We start from the raw sequence: 13,566 nt of genomic DNA on the forward strand, positions 1-13,566 counted from the left end.
GGTCATTATGCCGTAAGCTGGATTATGCCGCATGGCCGAGTTCGGCGGCTGCTGCGTCTGCTGTCGGCCATGCGGCAGTTCGGCATAATCAGAGCGCTTTGAAGAAGGCGAGTATGGGGTGGCAAGCTGCCCGACCGCTTCTGGGCGCCCAAGCCGGGAAAGCGGCCGTTCAGCAGGCTACTGTACTTTGACCGCAATGCGCCCCCTTTCCGGCCGTTCGACTGCCGCTTGCGGCGTCCCGAAAGCCGACATTGCTCACGGCGTAGCCAAGCGCAAGCCGATTACTTCGGCGTATATGTTCGAATCCCACCCGGTCCGCCACTTTGGTAAAAACCGGGAACGCCGATTCCCGCCGACTTTCCTCCTTTGGTGGCTACCGGCGTCCTCAATAGGGTGTTTTTTGCTGCCCTCGATGTAGATCGCGTCGTCCGCGATCTCGGCGTGTTGGGCGAAGGCGCGGACATGTTCCCGCCGATAGCCGCCCTTTCCAAGCCGGAGGCGAGTGCGAGCTTCGCTTGCCAGTTCCGGCACGGCCGCTTTGGCGTGAATCTAAATTCAAACAGCAAAGCGCCCGATGGATTGCACCGGGCACTTCTTTCTCAAGTCACCTCGAGATTACTTGGTAGCGAGGATTTCGAAATTGTGGACGTTTGCCACCACACCGTCGTCCCATCCACCTGAGATCAATTCTGAAGCCTTTTCATTCAGGAGTCCGGCGACTTGTCCGGCAAAGTGCGCTTCGCGGCCAGAGTTGTCGGCAAAGATGTCGAAGATGGCGAAGTTGTTCCCGTCAATCTGCAGCGCCGCCCAGAACAATGTCTTGGGTTCAGTTTCTGCGACGATGGGGCCGGCGGCGGTCAGCAAGGCTGCCAATTCGGGGCCTTTACCTGGAGCAGCTTCGAGCTTGATGTAAGTTGCGGTCGTTGCCGTGTAGAGATCAACCGGCGCCTTTACCGACAGGACATCGGAGTTGTTGATATTCGCGACAACACCGTCGTCCCATCCTCCGTCGACCAGCGCGTCGGCGTTTTGCTTCAAAGCCGCAGCAACCGCTCCTGAGAAGTGAGCGTCGCGTGCTTCTTCATCTGCGAAGATGTCAAAGATTGCGAGCATATCGTCGGCTTGCAGAGCAAACCAAAGTACAGTTCCCGTCTCTGTTTCCCGCACGATAGGTGCGGCACCTGCCAGAAACTCCGCGAAGGCTCCGGTCTGGCCTTCGGCGGCGGGCATGGCGATGTAGCTGGCAGTATGATTTTCCATTGCGTTGTCCTGTGCAGTTGCAGAAGTTGTGAACAGAGCCAGTGCGGCGAATGTCTGAAGGATTTGCGCTTTCATGGTCGTCTCCTGATTTAAAGTGCATCGTGTTTGGTTTCGATGCACTCTTGTCCCATGCTGGGTGCGCCGGGCTCCAATTCCGAAATTCTATTCTTTGATAGACGTGGACTATCGAACTTGTTTTGATGGCCTGAAATGAGATGTGACGGAGAATGTGGCGATGGAAATGAACCAGATCAGGTATTTTCTTGCCGTCTGCGAGCACCGAAACTTCACCCACGCAGCCAGTGCCTCCAATGTCTCCCAACCTTCCTTGACGACTGCGATCAAGAAACTTGAAGACGAGCTTGGAGGTGACCTGTTTGTCAGGGACCGTGCGGGATGCAGGCCTACGTCCCTCGGTAAACTCATGCAGCCAAGGTTGCAGAAGGTTCACGATGAGACGCGACAGGCTAAGGCAGAGGCGGTCCGTCATATGCGCTTGGAGCGGGTTCCAATCTCTGTCGGTGTCGGCGAAACGATTGGCCACAACAGGATTTCGGCAGCTATGGAGCGTACTCGTACGCGATTGCCGCAAGCCGAAATCGAATTGATCGTTGCGTCAACCTCCGAGCTTCTTGCCGGGTTACGAGATGGTGAATTTGACGTTGTAGTCACCGCAGAGAAGGTCAGTGAAGACCTCTATCGTATAGACCATCTCTATGAAGAGGACTACAAGGTCGTGGTGTCAAAGTCGCATCCGTTGTCTGAACTAAATGCGATCTCTCTTTCGGCTCTTGCTAAAACTGACATGCTTGACCGCCTAAATTGCGAAATGCGGGATGTTTTGCATGGGGCCTGCGCGGATCATGGTCACGAACTCTACGCGGCCTATCGGTCAAATCGCGTGGATTGGTTAGTTGAACTTGCTCGGCAAGGGTCAGGTGCGGTGATCCTGCCAGCCACCGCTATTCCTTCGGACATGGGCCTGGTGTCGAAACCCATCGATGGCCTTGAAATATCAAGAACTGTTTTGGCCCTTCGATATCGGCACCAAACGACGAGACCAGAGACAAATGATCTGATCCGTGAGATGACGCGCACGCTGGCGTAGTGAGGTCGGTAATCGACATTCGCCCATCGTGCAGCATTCGTCACTTTGGGCTCAGACCAGACTTTCGCGGCATCACGCTCGAACGTCCGTTCTACTTTTCTTCGAGATCTCGCCCGCAATCCGCCACTTAGCGCTGGAGAAATTGCGCCAGATTGCGGTGAAGGTCACAGCGAACCACACCCATTGTGTGCGGTGATAGTCGTCGGTGACGAGGCCGTACTCTTCAAGAAGCCACCGCGCCGCGTGAGGCGACCTTCGGCGCGGGTAACAGTGGGTGGGTTCTTTTCAATCTTGAAGAGCCGCTTGATTTCCCTGATGACCTCTTCAGCAGACGGCCCCGACTTTGCCGTCGGGTGGAAGTGAATGAACGGCAGGTTTCGGGCGCCGAACGCGGCGCTCCGAACGGCGACAATGGGGTCGGAAGCTGTCGCAAAATATGGTCGAAAGATATGTCTTTGTCGTGAAGGTTGTCGCTCCAACAACATGGAGCGCAAGAAATGGAAATATCAGATCAGACTACCTCCCTTGATCCCTACTTCGCGTCGTTCGAGGACAGTCTTTCTGCAAAGAACTACAAACCCGATACCCTGGCGAATTACCGATACCTGCTTCGCCGCTTCGGGCGATTGCTCGAAACCGAGGGCATTGCACCCTCGGCGTTGACGCCAGAACTTGCCGTCGAACTAGGGCGACGGTTGCCGGTCACACCAAAAAGCCAGATCAAGGTTCCCAATCTTGCCAGGCTGTTTGTCGCGCATCTGATTGAGATCGGGGTGGCGACACGGCCACCGTTGACACCTGCGCAGGCCGAACGTGCAGAGTTGCTGAGCAATTTTGAAACCTATCTTCTGCAGCAGCGCGGCCTCAGCCCGCGAACGATTTATCATGTGCTGCGGTTCGCGGATCGCTTCCTCGATCATCGCTTTGGTGACAATATGCTCGATCTTCCGGCGATGAACATCCGGGATGTCGTGGCGTTCATGGAGCACCTGCTCGCGCGCAAGCACCCGTTCCGCGACAAGACGCCGGCCACGCATCTGCGCAGCTTCTTCCAGTATCTGTTCGCACAGGGCCTGACGACGACCAACCTGTCGCTCAGCGTGCCTAGGACGCATAAGCCCTGGGGCGCCAGGCTTCCGCGTCATCTGTCTCCCGATGAGGTGGAGGCAGTTCTGGCCTCGGTACGGGTCAATCCGCGGCGCGGCGCCCGCGACTACGCAATGCTGATGCTGATGGCCCGCCTCGGCTTGCGCGCACCGGAGGTCATCGCGATGCAGCTTGATGACGTGGACTGGCGGGCCGGCGAGTTGCTGGTCCGTGGAAAAGGCCAGCGTCATGATCGGTTGCCAATCCCGCCCGACGTCGGCGAAGCCATCATCGGCTATTTGCAGCAGGAGCGAACGTCAACGACCACGCGCACGCTGTTCGTGACGCACCGAGCGCCAAACCGCCCATTCAAGGACAGCCAGGTCATAAACGACATCTTGAAGGAAGCGTTCGCGGCGACGGGCGTGAAGCCGCCGACGCCCTATGTGGGCTCGCATGTTCTGCGCCACAGCCTAGCGACGAATATGGTGCGCTCCGGCGCATCGCTTGAGGAAATCGGCGATCTGCTACGGCATCGGTCGCGGGCGACGACGATGATCTACGCGAAACTCGACACGGATGGCCTACGCTCCATCGCCCAATCTTGGCCCGTCGCGGAGGAGGCACGATGAGCTTCCTTGCCGAACTTGACCGCTACGTGACTCTCAGAAGAGTCCTCGGCGCCGATCTGAGTACCGATGCACGGATACTCCGTCGCTTCGCCACCTTCGCCGACCGCGATGGCGCGCAGCACGTGAACACCAATCTGGTCATGCGCTGGCTCGAGAGCCTGCCATCCGCCAGTCCCGGAACCCGGGCAACACGCTTCAGGGTGGCCCGTCAATTTGCGGAATGGTTGCATGGCATTGATCCGAGGCACGAGGCTCCACCCCGAGGATTGGTGCCTGGCCGCCTTCAACGCGTGCATCCATATATTTATAGCGAAGCTGAAATCGTTGCGATCATCGATCAGGCGCGGACGTTACCATCGGTCTACGGCCTGCGTGGCCTGACCTGCTCGACGCTCTTCGGGCTGATCGCCGTGACCGGACTTCGGATCAGCGAAGCTCTCGGTCTCGATCCTGCTGACCTGGAGGTTGAATCCGGCATTCTTCACGTCCGGCAGGGCAAACTCGGCAAGGAGCGATTGCTGCCGCTGGATCATAGCGTCGTGCAACGGCTCGAAAGCTACGGCCGCGAGCGGGACCGGCTGCTCGGGCGCAGGCCGGGAGCATTCTTCGTGACCTGCGAGGGGCATCGTCTTGGCGATTGCAGCGCCCGCTACAACTTCGCGCATGTGTGCCAGCAGATTGGGCTACGAGAGCCGCAGCTTTATCTTCGACATGGCCGTGGGCCGCGCATTCACGATCTTCGCCACACCTTCGCGGTGCGGACCATGCTGAACTGGTACCGGTCGGGCAAAGATGTCAGCCGCGAGATGATCAAGCTCACGACATGGCTGGGTCATGCAAGCCCTGCCAATACCTATTGGTATCTGGAAGCGGTCCCGGAACTGCTGGAACTGGCTTCGTCCCGAATGACTGGCGTGGCGGCGGAGGCGGGAATCCGATGAAGGCGACCAACTTCCCCGCGCTGATCCAACGCTTCTTCACCGACCGGCTCTCTACGCAAATGGAGGCGAGCCGCCACACCGTCGCTGGCTACCGGGACACATTCCGGTTGCTGATCCGGTATGCGAGTTCCAGGTGCGGGAAGCCGCCGACGAAGCTCACGATCGAGGATCTCGACGCCGATCTCGTTGCCGACTTCCTGACCCATGTGGAAACGGCGCGCGGCAACACGGCGCGCACCCGCAATACACGCCTTGCCGCGATCCGATCATTCTTCCGCTACGTCGCAATGACCGATCCGAGCTGGCTTCTTCATTGCCAGCGTATTCTCTCGATGCCGAACAAGCGGTATGTGAAGCGAAGCGTGACGTTCCTTGACGCTCAAGAGATCGCGGCGCTGCTCGCAGCACCAAATCGAACGATATGGGTGGGACGCCGTGATCACGCTCTGTTGCTGCTTGCGCTTCAGACCGGATTGCGAGCGTCAGAACTGATCAATCTGCGCTGCAAGGACGTGGTTCTTGGGACTGGCGCCTACATCCGCTGCATCGGAAAGGGGCGGAAAGAACGCAGCACTCCTCTTCGTCGCGATACAGCTAAGCTGATTCAGGGCTGGATAGGCGAACGCCGTAACAGCGATGGGCCATTGTTCCCGTCGATCCGGGGCGAGCGGCTCAGTCGCGATGCGTTGGAACACCTGGTGCGCAAGCATTGCCTAGCAGCATCACGAGTTTGCCCGAGCCTCGCAGGCAAGCGCGTCACGCCGCACACGTTGCGGCACAGCACGGCGATGGAATTGCTGCATCATGGTGTCGACCAATCCGTGATCGCTCTATGGCTTGGGCACGAATCCGTGGAAACAACCCAGATCTATATCCACGCCGACATGCGGCTGAAGGAAAAGGCGCTCGCGCAGGTTGCCAGCCCAGAAACGCATACCGGGCGTTATCGCCCAAGCGATGAGCTGCTCGCTTTCCTCGAAACGCTCTGATTATGCCGAACTGCCGCATGGCCGACAGCAGACGCAACGGCCGCCGAACTCGGCCATGCGGCATAATCCAGCTTACGGCATAATGGGTTTTATGCCGATATCGGCATAAGGGTCACGCCAGCGGCCATCACAGCCGATTGAACCGTGACCTGACGGGCTCGTTCGGCTCGAAGAAATACGCCTTCGAAGAACTGATCGCCGAGCAGATTTCGGCCTTTAGCTGCGCCGCGCTCGGCATCGTGCCGACGGTGCGCCATGCCGATTACATCGGCAGTTGGCTGGAGGTCATGCGCGAGGATTCCCGCGCTATCGTGCGCGCGGCCTCGCAGGCGAGCAAGGCGGCCGACTGGCTGCTGTCGTTCCTGCCGGAAGACGAGCAGCGGCCTGCCACACCCGAGACGGCTATCGACAGGAGGGCAGCATGATCCTCCTGACCGACGAGTTGCGCGCGCAGCTTCTCGCCAATGGCCGCCAGCGCGATACCGATCATGTGCCGGTCGTCAAATTCTTCAACCCGCTCGGCGCCGGCGTCTGGCTGGCGACCGAACTCGATGCCGACGGCGATATCCTCTTTGGGCTTGCCGATCTCGGCGAGCCGGAGCTTGGCTATTTCTCGCTCGAGGAGATGGCTTCGGTGCGGCTGCCTTTCGGACTCGGCATCGAGCGCGACGTTCTCTTTTCCGGCGACTTTCCGATTTCGGTCTGGGCCGAGGCTGCACGGGAAGCCGGCAGCATCCGCCGCGCCGAACGGATCATCTATGCCGCGGCGCGTGCGCGGCGGGGGAGCATCTGATGCGCTTCCGCCGCTGGCATAGACCCGAACCCTATGGAGATACGTCGCGCAAGCGTGCGGCGTTTCTCCGCAAGCAGCGCCTCGAACGCGAGGCGCTGCCGCTCTTCGCCGAAGAGATCGCCGCCGGCCAGCACGGCGTCGACGATGAAATGGCCCGCCGCGCCGTGTGGTGGGACGAGGCGGAACGCGAACGCCGCGACCAGCGAGCGGTGTGGTGGCGGAAGGGCCGCGCCCGGCTCTTCGCGCTGCCCGACAGGCTGCGCGCCCGTGTCCGCGAGATCTGGCGGACCTGCCCATATCCGGCCGACCCGGCGAGCTTCGTCGATTTCCTGCACCAGATCGCGGTTGGAAAGCTCGATCCCTGGCGCCCGCCGTGGCAGTTCCATCCCGAGCGGACTGCGCGGATCACCCGCGATCCGTCAACCTTCAACGAAGCCTTCCGCAGGATCGGCGGTCGCAAGGCCGGCATCGGTCCGAGCGCGCCGGACGTGGACGAATTGCTTTACTGCGGCAATCTCGGCTCCGGCATCCTGTTTCTTCGGTCGAGGCTGCGCCCGGTCGATACCGGCGGCAATGTCCACATCGCCGCGTGCCATCACGCCAACGCCGCCCAGCGGCTCGAAATCGAGGTGCGCGGCGCGTGCTCGGATACTGAGCTGGCTCTGATCGAGCGCCTGGCGCAGGCGACCGAAACGCGGCCCGTCGTGGTCCAGCGTGTCGTCATGGGAGGCCCGTCATGATCGGGCCGACGAAACGCGGACACAATGGCGGACCGCCGCTTGACGAGCCCGTCGACCGGCGCTCCGGCCAGTGCAAGCACTGCATCCATTGGGACGCGCCGCCGGAAAGCGAACAGCGCGCTTATGAATGGTTCCGGCTCGGCCTTTCGCGCCGCCGCATAAAGCGCCCGTCCGGCCCCTGTGATCGCGTGCTTCTGCCGGGTCGCAAAAGCACCGTATTCTCGGCTACCTCGGCCGTGTTTGGATGCCTCAACTTCGAGGCGAAGCCGTTCCCCGTCCGCTCGACCGGGGGCGGCTTCGTTACGATTCGGTGGAACGGCCGCATCGCCTGGCAGGGACCGGAGGAGAACGTCCCGCCGCGCTTCCTTCAGGACGTGCTCGATCCCGGCCCGCCTGATGACGGAGGACAGCGTGATGATGCCTCCTGATCGTCTGCGCTTGCTGCTGGCACGCATAGAGGACGCGCTTGCGGATGCGCGGCGCAATCTCGGACTTGCCGAACGCGCACTCAGCAATCGCGCCGAGGACGAGACGGTCCGTCTCCGCCCGAAATCCCGGCACTACCACCGGCGCATGAGCCGGTGGACCGGCGCGGACGAGGCGGAAAACCGGCGGGTGCTCGATCGGCTCCTGGTGGTTGCGGGGCCGGATCTCGACCGGCTCCGGCGCAAGATCGACCGGCAGGAGGCGGCGATCCTGGCGTTGCGTCGGAAATACCGGGTGAATGCGGAGCGACCGCAGCGCTTCGACTTGTAGCGCCGCGCCCGCTCCACGGTCGAGAGTGAGAGAAGGGCTGTGGATTTCGTGACGGGTTGGAAGGTCGAGAGAGGGTCTCGGCCGCCCGTCGCGGAGAACCACCATGGCCAAAGTTGCCAGGAAGTCGAAGAAGCCTGCCGTCGCGATGATCGTCTTCTCGCGCTCGCGTGATATTCCCTTCAATCGCATCCGCCTCTCGGACAGCAACGTCCGCGAAACCGACGTCGAGGCCGGTCTCGACGATCTCACTCACGACATCGACCGTCGCGAGGACATCGTGCAAGGCATTAATGTCCGCGCCATCCTCGATGCCGACGGCAACGAGACCGGCGATTTCGAGACCCCGGCCGGCGGCCGCCGGTTCCGGGCGATCGCGCGGCTGGTCGCGGCCGGACGCTTTCCCGCCGATGGCCTCGTTCCCTGCCTCGTCAAGAAGTCCGACGCCAAGACCTCGGCCGTCGACGACTCGCTCGCGGAAAACATGCTCCGCCTCGGCCTGCATCCGCTCGACCAGTTCCGGGCGTTCAAGCGCATGTTCGACGACGGCATGACGAAAGAGGAAATCGCCGACGCCTATCGCACCACGCCGCGCTACATCACGCAGCGTATGCGCCTAGCTTCGGTCTCGCCAACTCTACTGGAGGTCTATGCGCGTAACGGCATGCCGCTGGCGATGCTGGAAGCGTTCACCGTCAATCCCGACCATGCCCGCCAGGAGCAGGTCTGGGAGGCTGTCCAGCGCTCCTACAATGTCCAGCCCTGGCAGGTCCGCCAGCTCCTGACCGAGACCACCGTTCCAACCGACGACAAGCGCGTGCGCTTCGTCGGCGTGGACGCCTATGAGCAGGCCGGCGGCGCGATGCTGCGCGACCTTTTTTCCGAAGACGATGGCGGCTGGCTCGAAGACGTTGCGCTTCTCGACCGCCTGGTTTCGGAGAAGCTGAAGGCCATTGCCGATGAAGTGGCGGCCGAGGGCTGGAAGTGGATCGCTGTCGATACCAGCCATCCCTACGGTTACGACAACGGCCTTCGCGAGATCACCGGCAGCTTCGCCGATCTCACCGACGAGGAGCGCGCCGCGCGCGAGGCATTGCGCAACGAGTACGGCGATCTCGAATCGGAATATTCCGAGCACGACGAACTGCCCGACGAGATCGATCGGCGGCTGGGCGAGATCGAGGCCGCTCTGGAAGGCTTCGAGAAGCGCCCCGTCATCTATGATCCTGCCGAGACCGCCCGCGCCGGTGTCTTCATCAGCATCGACCGCGACGGCGAGCCTGTCATCGAGCGCGGCTATGTCCGGGCCGAGGACGAGCCGGTGGCCGATGCCGGGAACGGCGAGAGCGAAAACACCATCGTCGCGGGCGGAAATGACGGCGACGTGCAGCGTGCCGTCATCACCATCGGCGGCCAGCCGGCCGAACCCGAAGAGGACGATGACGACGACGGGATCAAGCCGCTGCCGGAGCGGCTCGTCATCGAGCTGACTGCACATCGCACCGTCGCGCTTCAGGAAGCGCTCGCCAGCAACCCGCACGTCGCGATGACGGCGCTGCTCCACCGCATGGTGATGGAGCGCTATCATTACTCGGCGCCGACCGGGTGCCTGGAGGTTTCCGTTCGCCACAGGTATTTGTCTTCGCAGGGCTCCGATCTCGCCGACAGCCCGTCGGTCAAGGCGATCGGCGAGCGCTTCGATGCCTGGAAGGCCGACATGCCTTCCGACGAAGCGGCGCTCTGGGACTGGATCGCCGCGCTCGACGAGGCGAGCCGCATGGCGCTTCTCGCCCATTGCATCAGCTATGGCGTGAATGCGCTTTACGAGCGTCCGAACCCTCATAGTGCCTCCGGTATCTCGCAGCATGGCCTTGATCGTCGCCTTGCCGGGGCCGACCGGATCGCCCGCGCCACCGGCCTCGACATGGTGCTCGATGCCGGATGGCGGCCCACGGTCGAGAACTATCTCGGTCGCGTGACCAAGACCCAGATTCTCGCGGCGGTGCGCGATGGTGCGGGCGAACGCGCGGCCCAGCTTATCGACCATCTGAAAAAGGGCGACATGGCCAAGGAAGCCGAGCGCCTGCTGGCCGATACCGGCTGGCTGCCCGAACCGATGCGCCTGGTCGATCTCGATGGTGATGCGGCCGCCGACACCGATGGCGAGGTCGAGGCTTTGCCCGACTTCCTCGCCGGCGACGGTGACGACGAGGAAGCAGCGGCTGAAGAAGACGAAGACCGGCAGCACCTCGTCGCTGCGGAATGACCGCATACGGGGCGGCGCAGGCCGCCCCGTATCGTTCTTCAACTCGCCCGGCCATCGCGCCGGGCATTTTTTATGGAGGTCGTCATGGCTGACCATATCGACATCGACTTCATCTTTCAGGCCGACCGCGAAAATCCCCCGGCCGAGCGGTCACTGCCCTGGGAGGAGACGCGCGACGGCATCACCGTCGTCGTCGAGCCCAAGCCGCATTGGGCCGACGATTTGCGGGCCTTCCGCCTCGGTGCCCGCGAATATTGCTACTATGCCGACTGGAGCCGATGCGGTGCGCGCGCCCGGTTCTATGACCATATCGATACCGGTGGCGATGACCTGCTGCTGAAGGCCCGCGCCCTGATCGTCCGCGAGATTGCCGAGGGGCATTGGAGCTGACCATTATCCCGGTCGCGTTTCAGTTTCACCAGCATCCGCCGTCCTTGCCATGCCGTGTGGAGTTGGATTCCGTCTCCGGCCTGGAACACGTCGATCCGGTGAGACCGGCATGGGGGAAAGGCTGGCGGGGCGCGGCACCTGCGACGGGATTTCGGCATCCTGTCAGAGGCAGAACACCACCCCCGCTTCCATTCGCTGACCTTGGTCTGAGCCGTTTCCTTGTCAATCAACCCACGAGGGGGGTCGGCTTACGCGAGCGTGCCGCCCTCGCGGATTCGGACGAGCCGAACGCGCGAGGGTGATTGCAGACCCGTTCAGACACTTCGGGCGCCTGTCGCGCGGGGGATGGTCCCCCGCCTCCAGAGACAGGAGCCGGAACCCATGTCCTACGCAGATGCCACCGCCTTCGCCGCCAGCCTCGCCACCACGCTCATGGTCTCGATCGTCGTGTTCCAGGCCGGAGACGGAACCCACGGCGCCATGCCCGCCGACGAATTCGACGGCGACGACGAGATGGTGAAACTGGAACTCGACCCATGGAGCTGAGGCGCGCAAGCGCCTCATTCCCGGCGGCCCGGAACGCTCAGGAGGCGTCCGGGCCTCCTGCCTTGCGATGGGGCTGCCCATCGCCGGCAGCATCGCCGAGGCGGACGCCTTCGGCAGATGAGAGGAAGAGGTCGGGCCTTTGGCCGTGACGGGTTGGATGCTGAGAGAAAGGCTCTCTGCGCCCGTCGCGGAGTGATCCCGATGACCCATGCCAGCCAATCCACCTTCGCCCCGATCGGGCGGATTCTCGCCGACCGGGTGCTGCCCGAATTTCAGCGGACGCAGAAGCTGCCGCTGCGCATTTCCTGCCTCGGCACTGTCAGCTATGCCGGAGCCGCCGATGCCGATTATTGGGACCGCAGCGTCTCGCTTGGCGAGGCTGCTTCGCCGGAAGACGCCATCGCTCTTGCCGCGCTCCGCGTTTCACGCGGCGATCTCGGCCCCGGCGACGACACCGCATTGCGCTTCGAGCAGCGCCTGATCGTCATTCAGGACAGCGCGCTTGGCCTTGTGCTCGCCGGCGAGATCCGTGCCGGGGTCATCCTCTGGCGGCAGCCGGTTACCAGCAACGGCGAGGCCCGCCGCATCATCATCGAAGCCAGCCGACAGCGCGGCATGGCCTTCGCTGCCTCCGGCCGGGGCGATCATGCGTCGGCCCGCGTCCTGCGATTCGGAGCGGCGTTGCTGGAAGCGCGGCTGGTCGCTCCGCTTTGGCGCGAGACCGCCGCCGAGCTGCTCCGGCTGCCGCAAGCGGCCTGATCCCATTTCCTTCCTTCAATCAGCCCGGCCTCGCGCCGGGCTTTGTCGTTTCAGGAGCCTGACATGGCCGACTACTTCACCCATTTTTCCTGCCTGCTCGATGTGGGAACGCCCGACAACGCTTCCCGCGCCCTCGATCTCTACAATCAACTTTCCGCGGAAGGCGCTTCGGAAGAGCCGCGATCCGACGGATTCCTCCTGTCGATCCAGCCCGAGCATGGCGGCACCAAACTCTGGATGCGCGATGACGTCACGGGCGACCCGGAGCGCCTGATTCAGTTTGTGAAGCGTTGCGCCGCCGAATTCGGACTGACCGGCCGCTGGGGGTTTCAGTATGCCACCACCTGCTCGAAGCCGCTCGTCAACGGCTTCGGCGGCGGCGCTCATGTGCTCGATCTCGCCACCGGGGAAACCTTCGCCTGGACCTATACCGACGGCTGGCTTGCCGAGGTGCTGGATGGAGGTGATCCGGATGCCTGAGATCATCGAAACTACGGTCTATCGGCTCGACGAGCTTTCCGATGCGGCAAAGGACAAGGCACGCGCCTGGTATCGTGAAGGCGGCTTCGACTATGACTAGTACGATTCCGTCTATGAGGATTTCCAGCAGATCGCGGAAATCCTCGGAACCCGCTTCAAGACCCGCGCCGTCCGCCTCATGGGCGGCGGCACACGTTAGGAGCCTCGTATCGCCTTTACAGGGTTCTGGTCCCAGGGCGATGGCGCATCGTTCGAATGCTATTATTCGTATCGGAGCAATGCCCCGACCGAGATCCGATCCTATGCGCCGCGGGACAAGAAGGTGCATGAGGTCGCCGATGCGTTGCTGGCGATCCAGCGCCGCAACTTCTACCAGCTTCGCGCCGAGACCAGCCATCGTGGGCACTACTATCACGAGTATTGCATGTCTATTTCGGTCGAGCGTGACGGCCCCACTTATCAGGACATGACCGCCGACGCAGAGGAGATCGTCATCGAGGCGCTCCGCGATCTTGCCCGCTGGCTCTATCGCCAGTTAGAGCGCGAATACGAATACCTGTCCTCGGACGAGGCGGTCGATGAGACGATCATCGCCAACGAATACACCTTTACCGAAACAGGTCGCCGGTTCGGCTGACGCCATTTGAGCGCCCCCTCTAAAGGCGGGGCGCTCTTTTTGTGTCTGCCATGATCTGGTCGGCAAGTAGGGCGACCATGTTGCCACTCACCCTTCGGCCGCCAGGGGCCGCGATCGGCGGTTTTCGGCGATTTGGCCGATGGATGAGAGTGAGAGCGAGGCCGGGACGGATGCGAGCCTGCGCGG

The 13,566-nt window shown here is 62.3% G+C and carries 14 protein-coding genes and 2 pseudogenes; 15 read left to right on the forward strand and 1 reads right to left on the reverse strand.

What is annotated here, in order from left to right; translation table 11 throughout:
• Positions 1-615: 615 nt before the first annotated feature.
• Positions 616-1,335: a hypothetical protein gene (locus tag AGR1_RS00005; RefSeq protein ID WP_108462684.1), complete on the reverse strand. Its 720-nt coding sequence runs from the start codon at positions 1,333-1,335 to the stop codon at positions 616-618.
• A 160-nt stretch (positions 1,336-1,495) separates the two neighbouring features.
• Here AGR1_RS00005 and AGR1_RS00010 point away from each other — a divergent pair, with 160 nt between their 5' ends.
• The 15 genes and pseudogenes from AGR1_RS00010 to AGR1_RS00085 all read left to right on the forward strand — a co-directional run bounded on the left by AGR1_RS00010 (position 1,496) and on the right by AGR1_RS00085 (position 13,380).
• Complete coding sequence (locus AGR1_RS00010; protein ID WP_061498856.1) at positions 1,496-2,368, forward strand: LysR family transcriptional regulator; 873 nt, start codon at positions 1,496-1,498, stop codon at positions 2,366-2,368.
• Between the two features lie 497 nt (positions 2,369-2,865).
• Positions 2,866-4,086 carry a site-specific integrase gene (locus AGR1_RS00020; RefSeq protein WP_024897184.1) on the forward strand — a complete coding sequence of 407 codons (1,221 nt, stop codon included), beginning with the start codon at positions 2,866-2,868 and terminating at the stop codon, positions 4,084-4,086.
• Entirely contained in the window at positions 4,083-5,027 is a 945-nt protein-coding gene (locus AGR1_RS00025; RefSeq protein WP_149145806.1) for a tyrosine-type recombinase/integrase, read from the forward strand. The genes AGR1_RS00020 and AGR1_RS00025 overlap by 4 nt, the downstream gene beginning before the upstream one ends.
• The gene (locus AGR1_RS00030) at positions 5,024-6,016 is read left to right on the forward strand and encodes a tyrosine-type recombinase/integrase (RefSeq protein ID WP_024897186.1); all 993 of its coding nucleotides are present in this window, start codon (positions 5,024-5,026) and stop codon (positions 6,014-6,016) included. Before AGR1_RS00025 ends, AGR1_RS00030 begins: the two co-directional genes overlap by 4 nt.
• A 110-nt stretch (positions 6,017-6,126) precedes the next feature.
• A pseudogene (locus tag AGR1_RS00035) lies at positions 6,127-6,441 on the forward strand (zincin-like metallopeptidase domain-containing protein); the annotation flags it as partial.
• Positions 6,438-6,809: a DUF2958 domain-containing protein gene (locus AGR1_RS00040; RefSeq protein ID WP_149145807.1), complete on the forward strand. Its 372-nt coding sequence runs from the start codon at positions 6,438-6,440 to the stop codon at positions 6,807-6,809. The pseudogene AGR1_RS00035 and the gene AGR1_RS00040, both read left to right, overlap by 4 nt.
• Positions 6,809-7,549, forward strand: a complete 741-nt coding sequence (locus AGR1_RS00045; protein ID WP_149145808.1) for a hypothetical protein — start codon at positions 6,809-6,811, stop codon at positions 7,547-7,549. Before AGR1_RS00040 ends, AGR1_RS00045 begins: the two co-directional genes overlap by 1 nt.
• The gene (locus tag AGR1_RS00050; RefSeq protein ID WP_149145809.1) at positions 7,546-7,977 is read left to right on the forward strand and encodes a hypothetical protein; all 432 of its coding nucleotides are present in this window, start codon (positions 7,546-7,548) and stop codon (positions 7,975-7,977) included. The genes AGR1_RS00045 and AGR1_RS00050 overlap by 4 nt, the downstream gene beginning before the upstream one ends.
• A complete protein-coding gene (locus AGR1_RS00055; protein WP_149145810.1) occupies positions 7,964-8,305 on the forward strand; it encodes a hypothetical protein in 342 nt (113 codons plus the stop codon). Before AGR1_RS00050 ends, AGR1_RS00055 begins: the two co-directional genes overlap by 14 nt.
• A gap of 103 nt (positions 8,306-8,408) precedes the next feature.
• Entirely contained in the window at positions 8,409-10,568 is a 2,160-nt protein-coding gene (locus AGR1_RS00060; RefSeq protein ID WP_149145811.1) for a chromosome partitioning protein ParB, read from the forward strand.
• Between the two features lie 84 nt (positions 10,569-10,652).
• Positions 10,653-10,958, forward strand: a complete 306-nt coding sequence (locus AGR1_RS00065) for a hypothetical protein (RefSeq protein ID WP_149145812.1) — start codon at positions 10,653-10,655, stop codon at positions 10,956-10,958.
• Between the two features lie 381 nt (positions 10,959-11,339).
• Positions 11,340-11,504 carry a hypothetical protein gene (locus AGR1_RS00070; protein ID WP_162854490.1) on the forward strand — a complete coding sequence of 55 codons (165 nt, stop codon included), beginning with the start codon at positions 11,340-11,342 and terminating at the stop codon, positions 11,502-11,504.
• 201 nt (positions 11,505-11,705) lie between these two features.
• Positions 11,706-12,263, forward strand: coding sequence for a hypothetical protein (locus AGR1_RS00075; RefSeq protein ID WP_149145813.1), 558 nt, complete (start codon positions 11,706-11,708; stop codon positions 12,261-12,263).
• 63 nt (positions 12,264-12,326) lie between these two features.
• Positions 12,327-12,743 (forward strand): hypothetical protein, encoded by a 417-nt coding sequence (locus tag AGR1_RS00080; RefSeq protein ID WP_149145814.1) that lies wholly within the window; start codon positions 12,327-12,329, stop codon positions 12,741-12,743.
• A pseudogene (locus AGR1_RS00085) lies at positions 12,736-13,380 on the forward strand (antitoxin of toxin-antitoxin stability system). The gene AGR1_RS00080 and the pseudogene AGR1_RS00085 overlap by 8 nt, the downstream one beginning before the upstream one ends.
• The last annotated feature ends 186 nt before the right edge of the window (positions 13,381-13,566 follow it).

The organism is Agrobacterium sp. B1(2019), assembly GCF_008274755.1.
GTDB classification, from domain to species: Bacteria; Pseudomonadota; Alphaproteobacteria; order Rhizobiales; family Rhizobiaceae; genus Agrobacterium; species Agrobacterium salinitolerans.

Bases quoted from the DNA above. Each gene is read 5' to 3' on its own strand.
- AGR1_RS00005 (WP_108462684.1), bottom strand. From the start codon at position 1,335: ATGAAAGCGCAAATCCTTCAGACATTCGCCGCACTGGCTCTGTTCACA.
- AGR1_RS00010 (WP_061498856.1), top strand. From the start codon at position 1,496: ATGGAAATGAACCAGATCAGGTATTTTCTTGCCGTCTGCGAGCACCGA.
- AGR1_RS00020 (WP_024897184.1), top strand. From the start codon at position 2,866: ATGGAAATATCAGATCAGACTACCTCCCTTGATCCCTACTTCGCGTCG.
- AGR1_RS00025 (WP_149145806.1), top strand. From the start codon at position 4,083: ATGAGCTTCCTTGCCGAACTTGACCGCTACGTGACTCTCAGAAGAGTC.
- AGR1_RS00030 (WP_024897186.1), top strand. From the start codon at position 5,024: ATGAAGGCGACCAACTTCCCCGCGCTGATCCAACGCTTCTTCACCGAC.
- AGR1_RS00040 (WP_149145807.1), top strand. From the start codon at position 6,438: ATGATCCTCCTGACCGACGAGTTGCGCGCGCAGCTTCTCGCCAATGGC.
- AGR1_RS00045 (WP_149145808.1), top strand. From the start codon at position 6,809: ATGCGCTTCCGCCGCTGGCATAGACCCGAACCCTATGGAGATACGTCG.
- AGR1_RS00050 (WP_149145809.1), top strand. From the start codon at position 7,546: ATGATCGGGCCGACGAAACGCGGACACAATGGCGGACCGCCGCTTGAC.
- AGR1_RS00055 (WP_149145810.1), top strand. From the start codon at position 7,964: ATGATGCCTCCTGATCGTCTGCGCTTGCTGCTGGCACGCATAGAGGAC.
- AGR1_RS00060 (WP_149145811.1), top strand. From the start codon at position 8,409: ATGGCCAAAGTTGCCAGGAAGTCGAAGAAGCCTGCCGTCGCGATGATC.
- AGR1_RS00065 (WP_149145812.1), top strand. From the start codon at position 10,653: ATGGCTGACCATATCGACATCGACTTCATCTTTCAGGCCGACCGCGAA.
- AGR1_RS00070 (WP_162854490.1), top strand. From the start codon at position 11,340: ATGTCCTACGCAGATGCCACCGCCTTCGCCGCCAGCCTCGCCACCACG.
- AGR1_RS00075 (WP_149145813.1), top strand. From the start codon at position 11,706: ATGACCCATGCCAGCCAATCCACCTTCGCCCCGATCGGGCGGATTCTC.
- AGR1_RS00080 (WP_149145814.1), top strand. From the start codon at position 12,327: ATGGCCGACTACTTCACCCATTTTTCCTGCCTGCTCGATGTGGGAACG.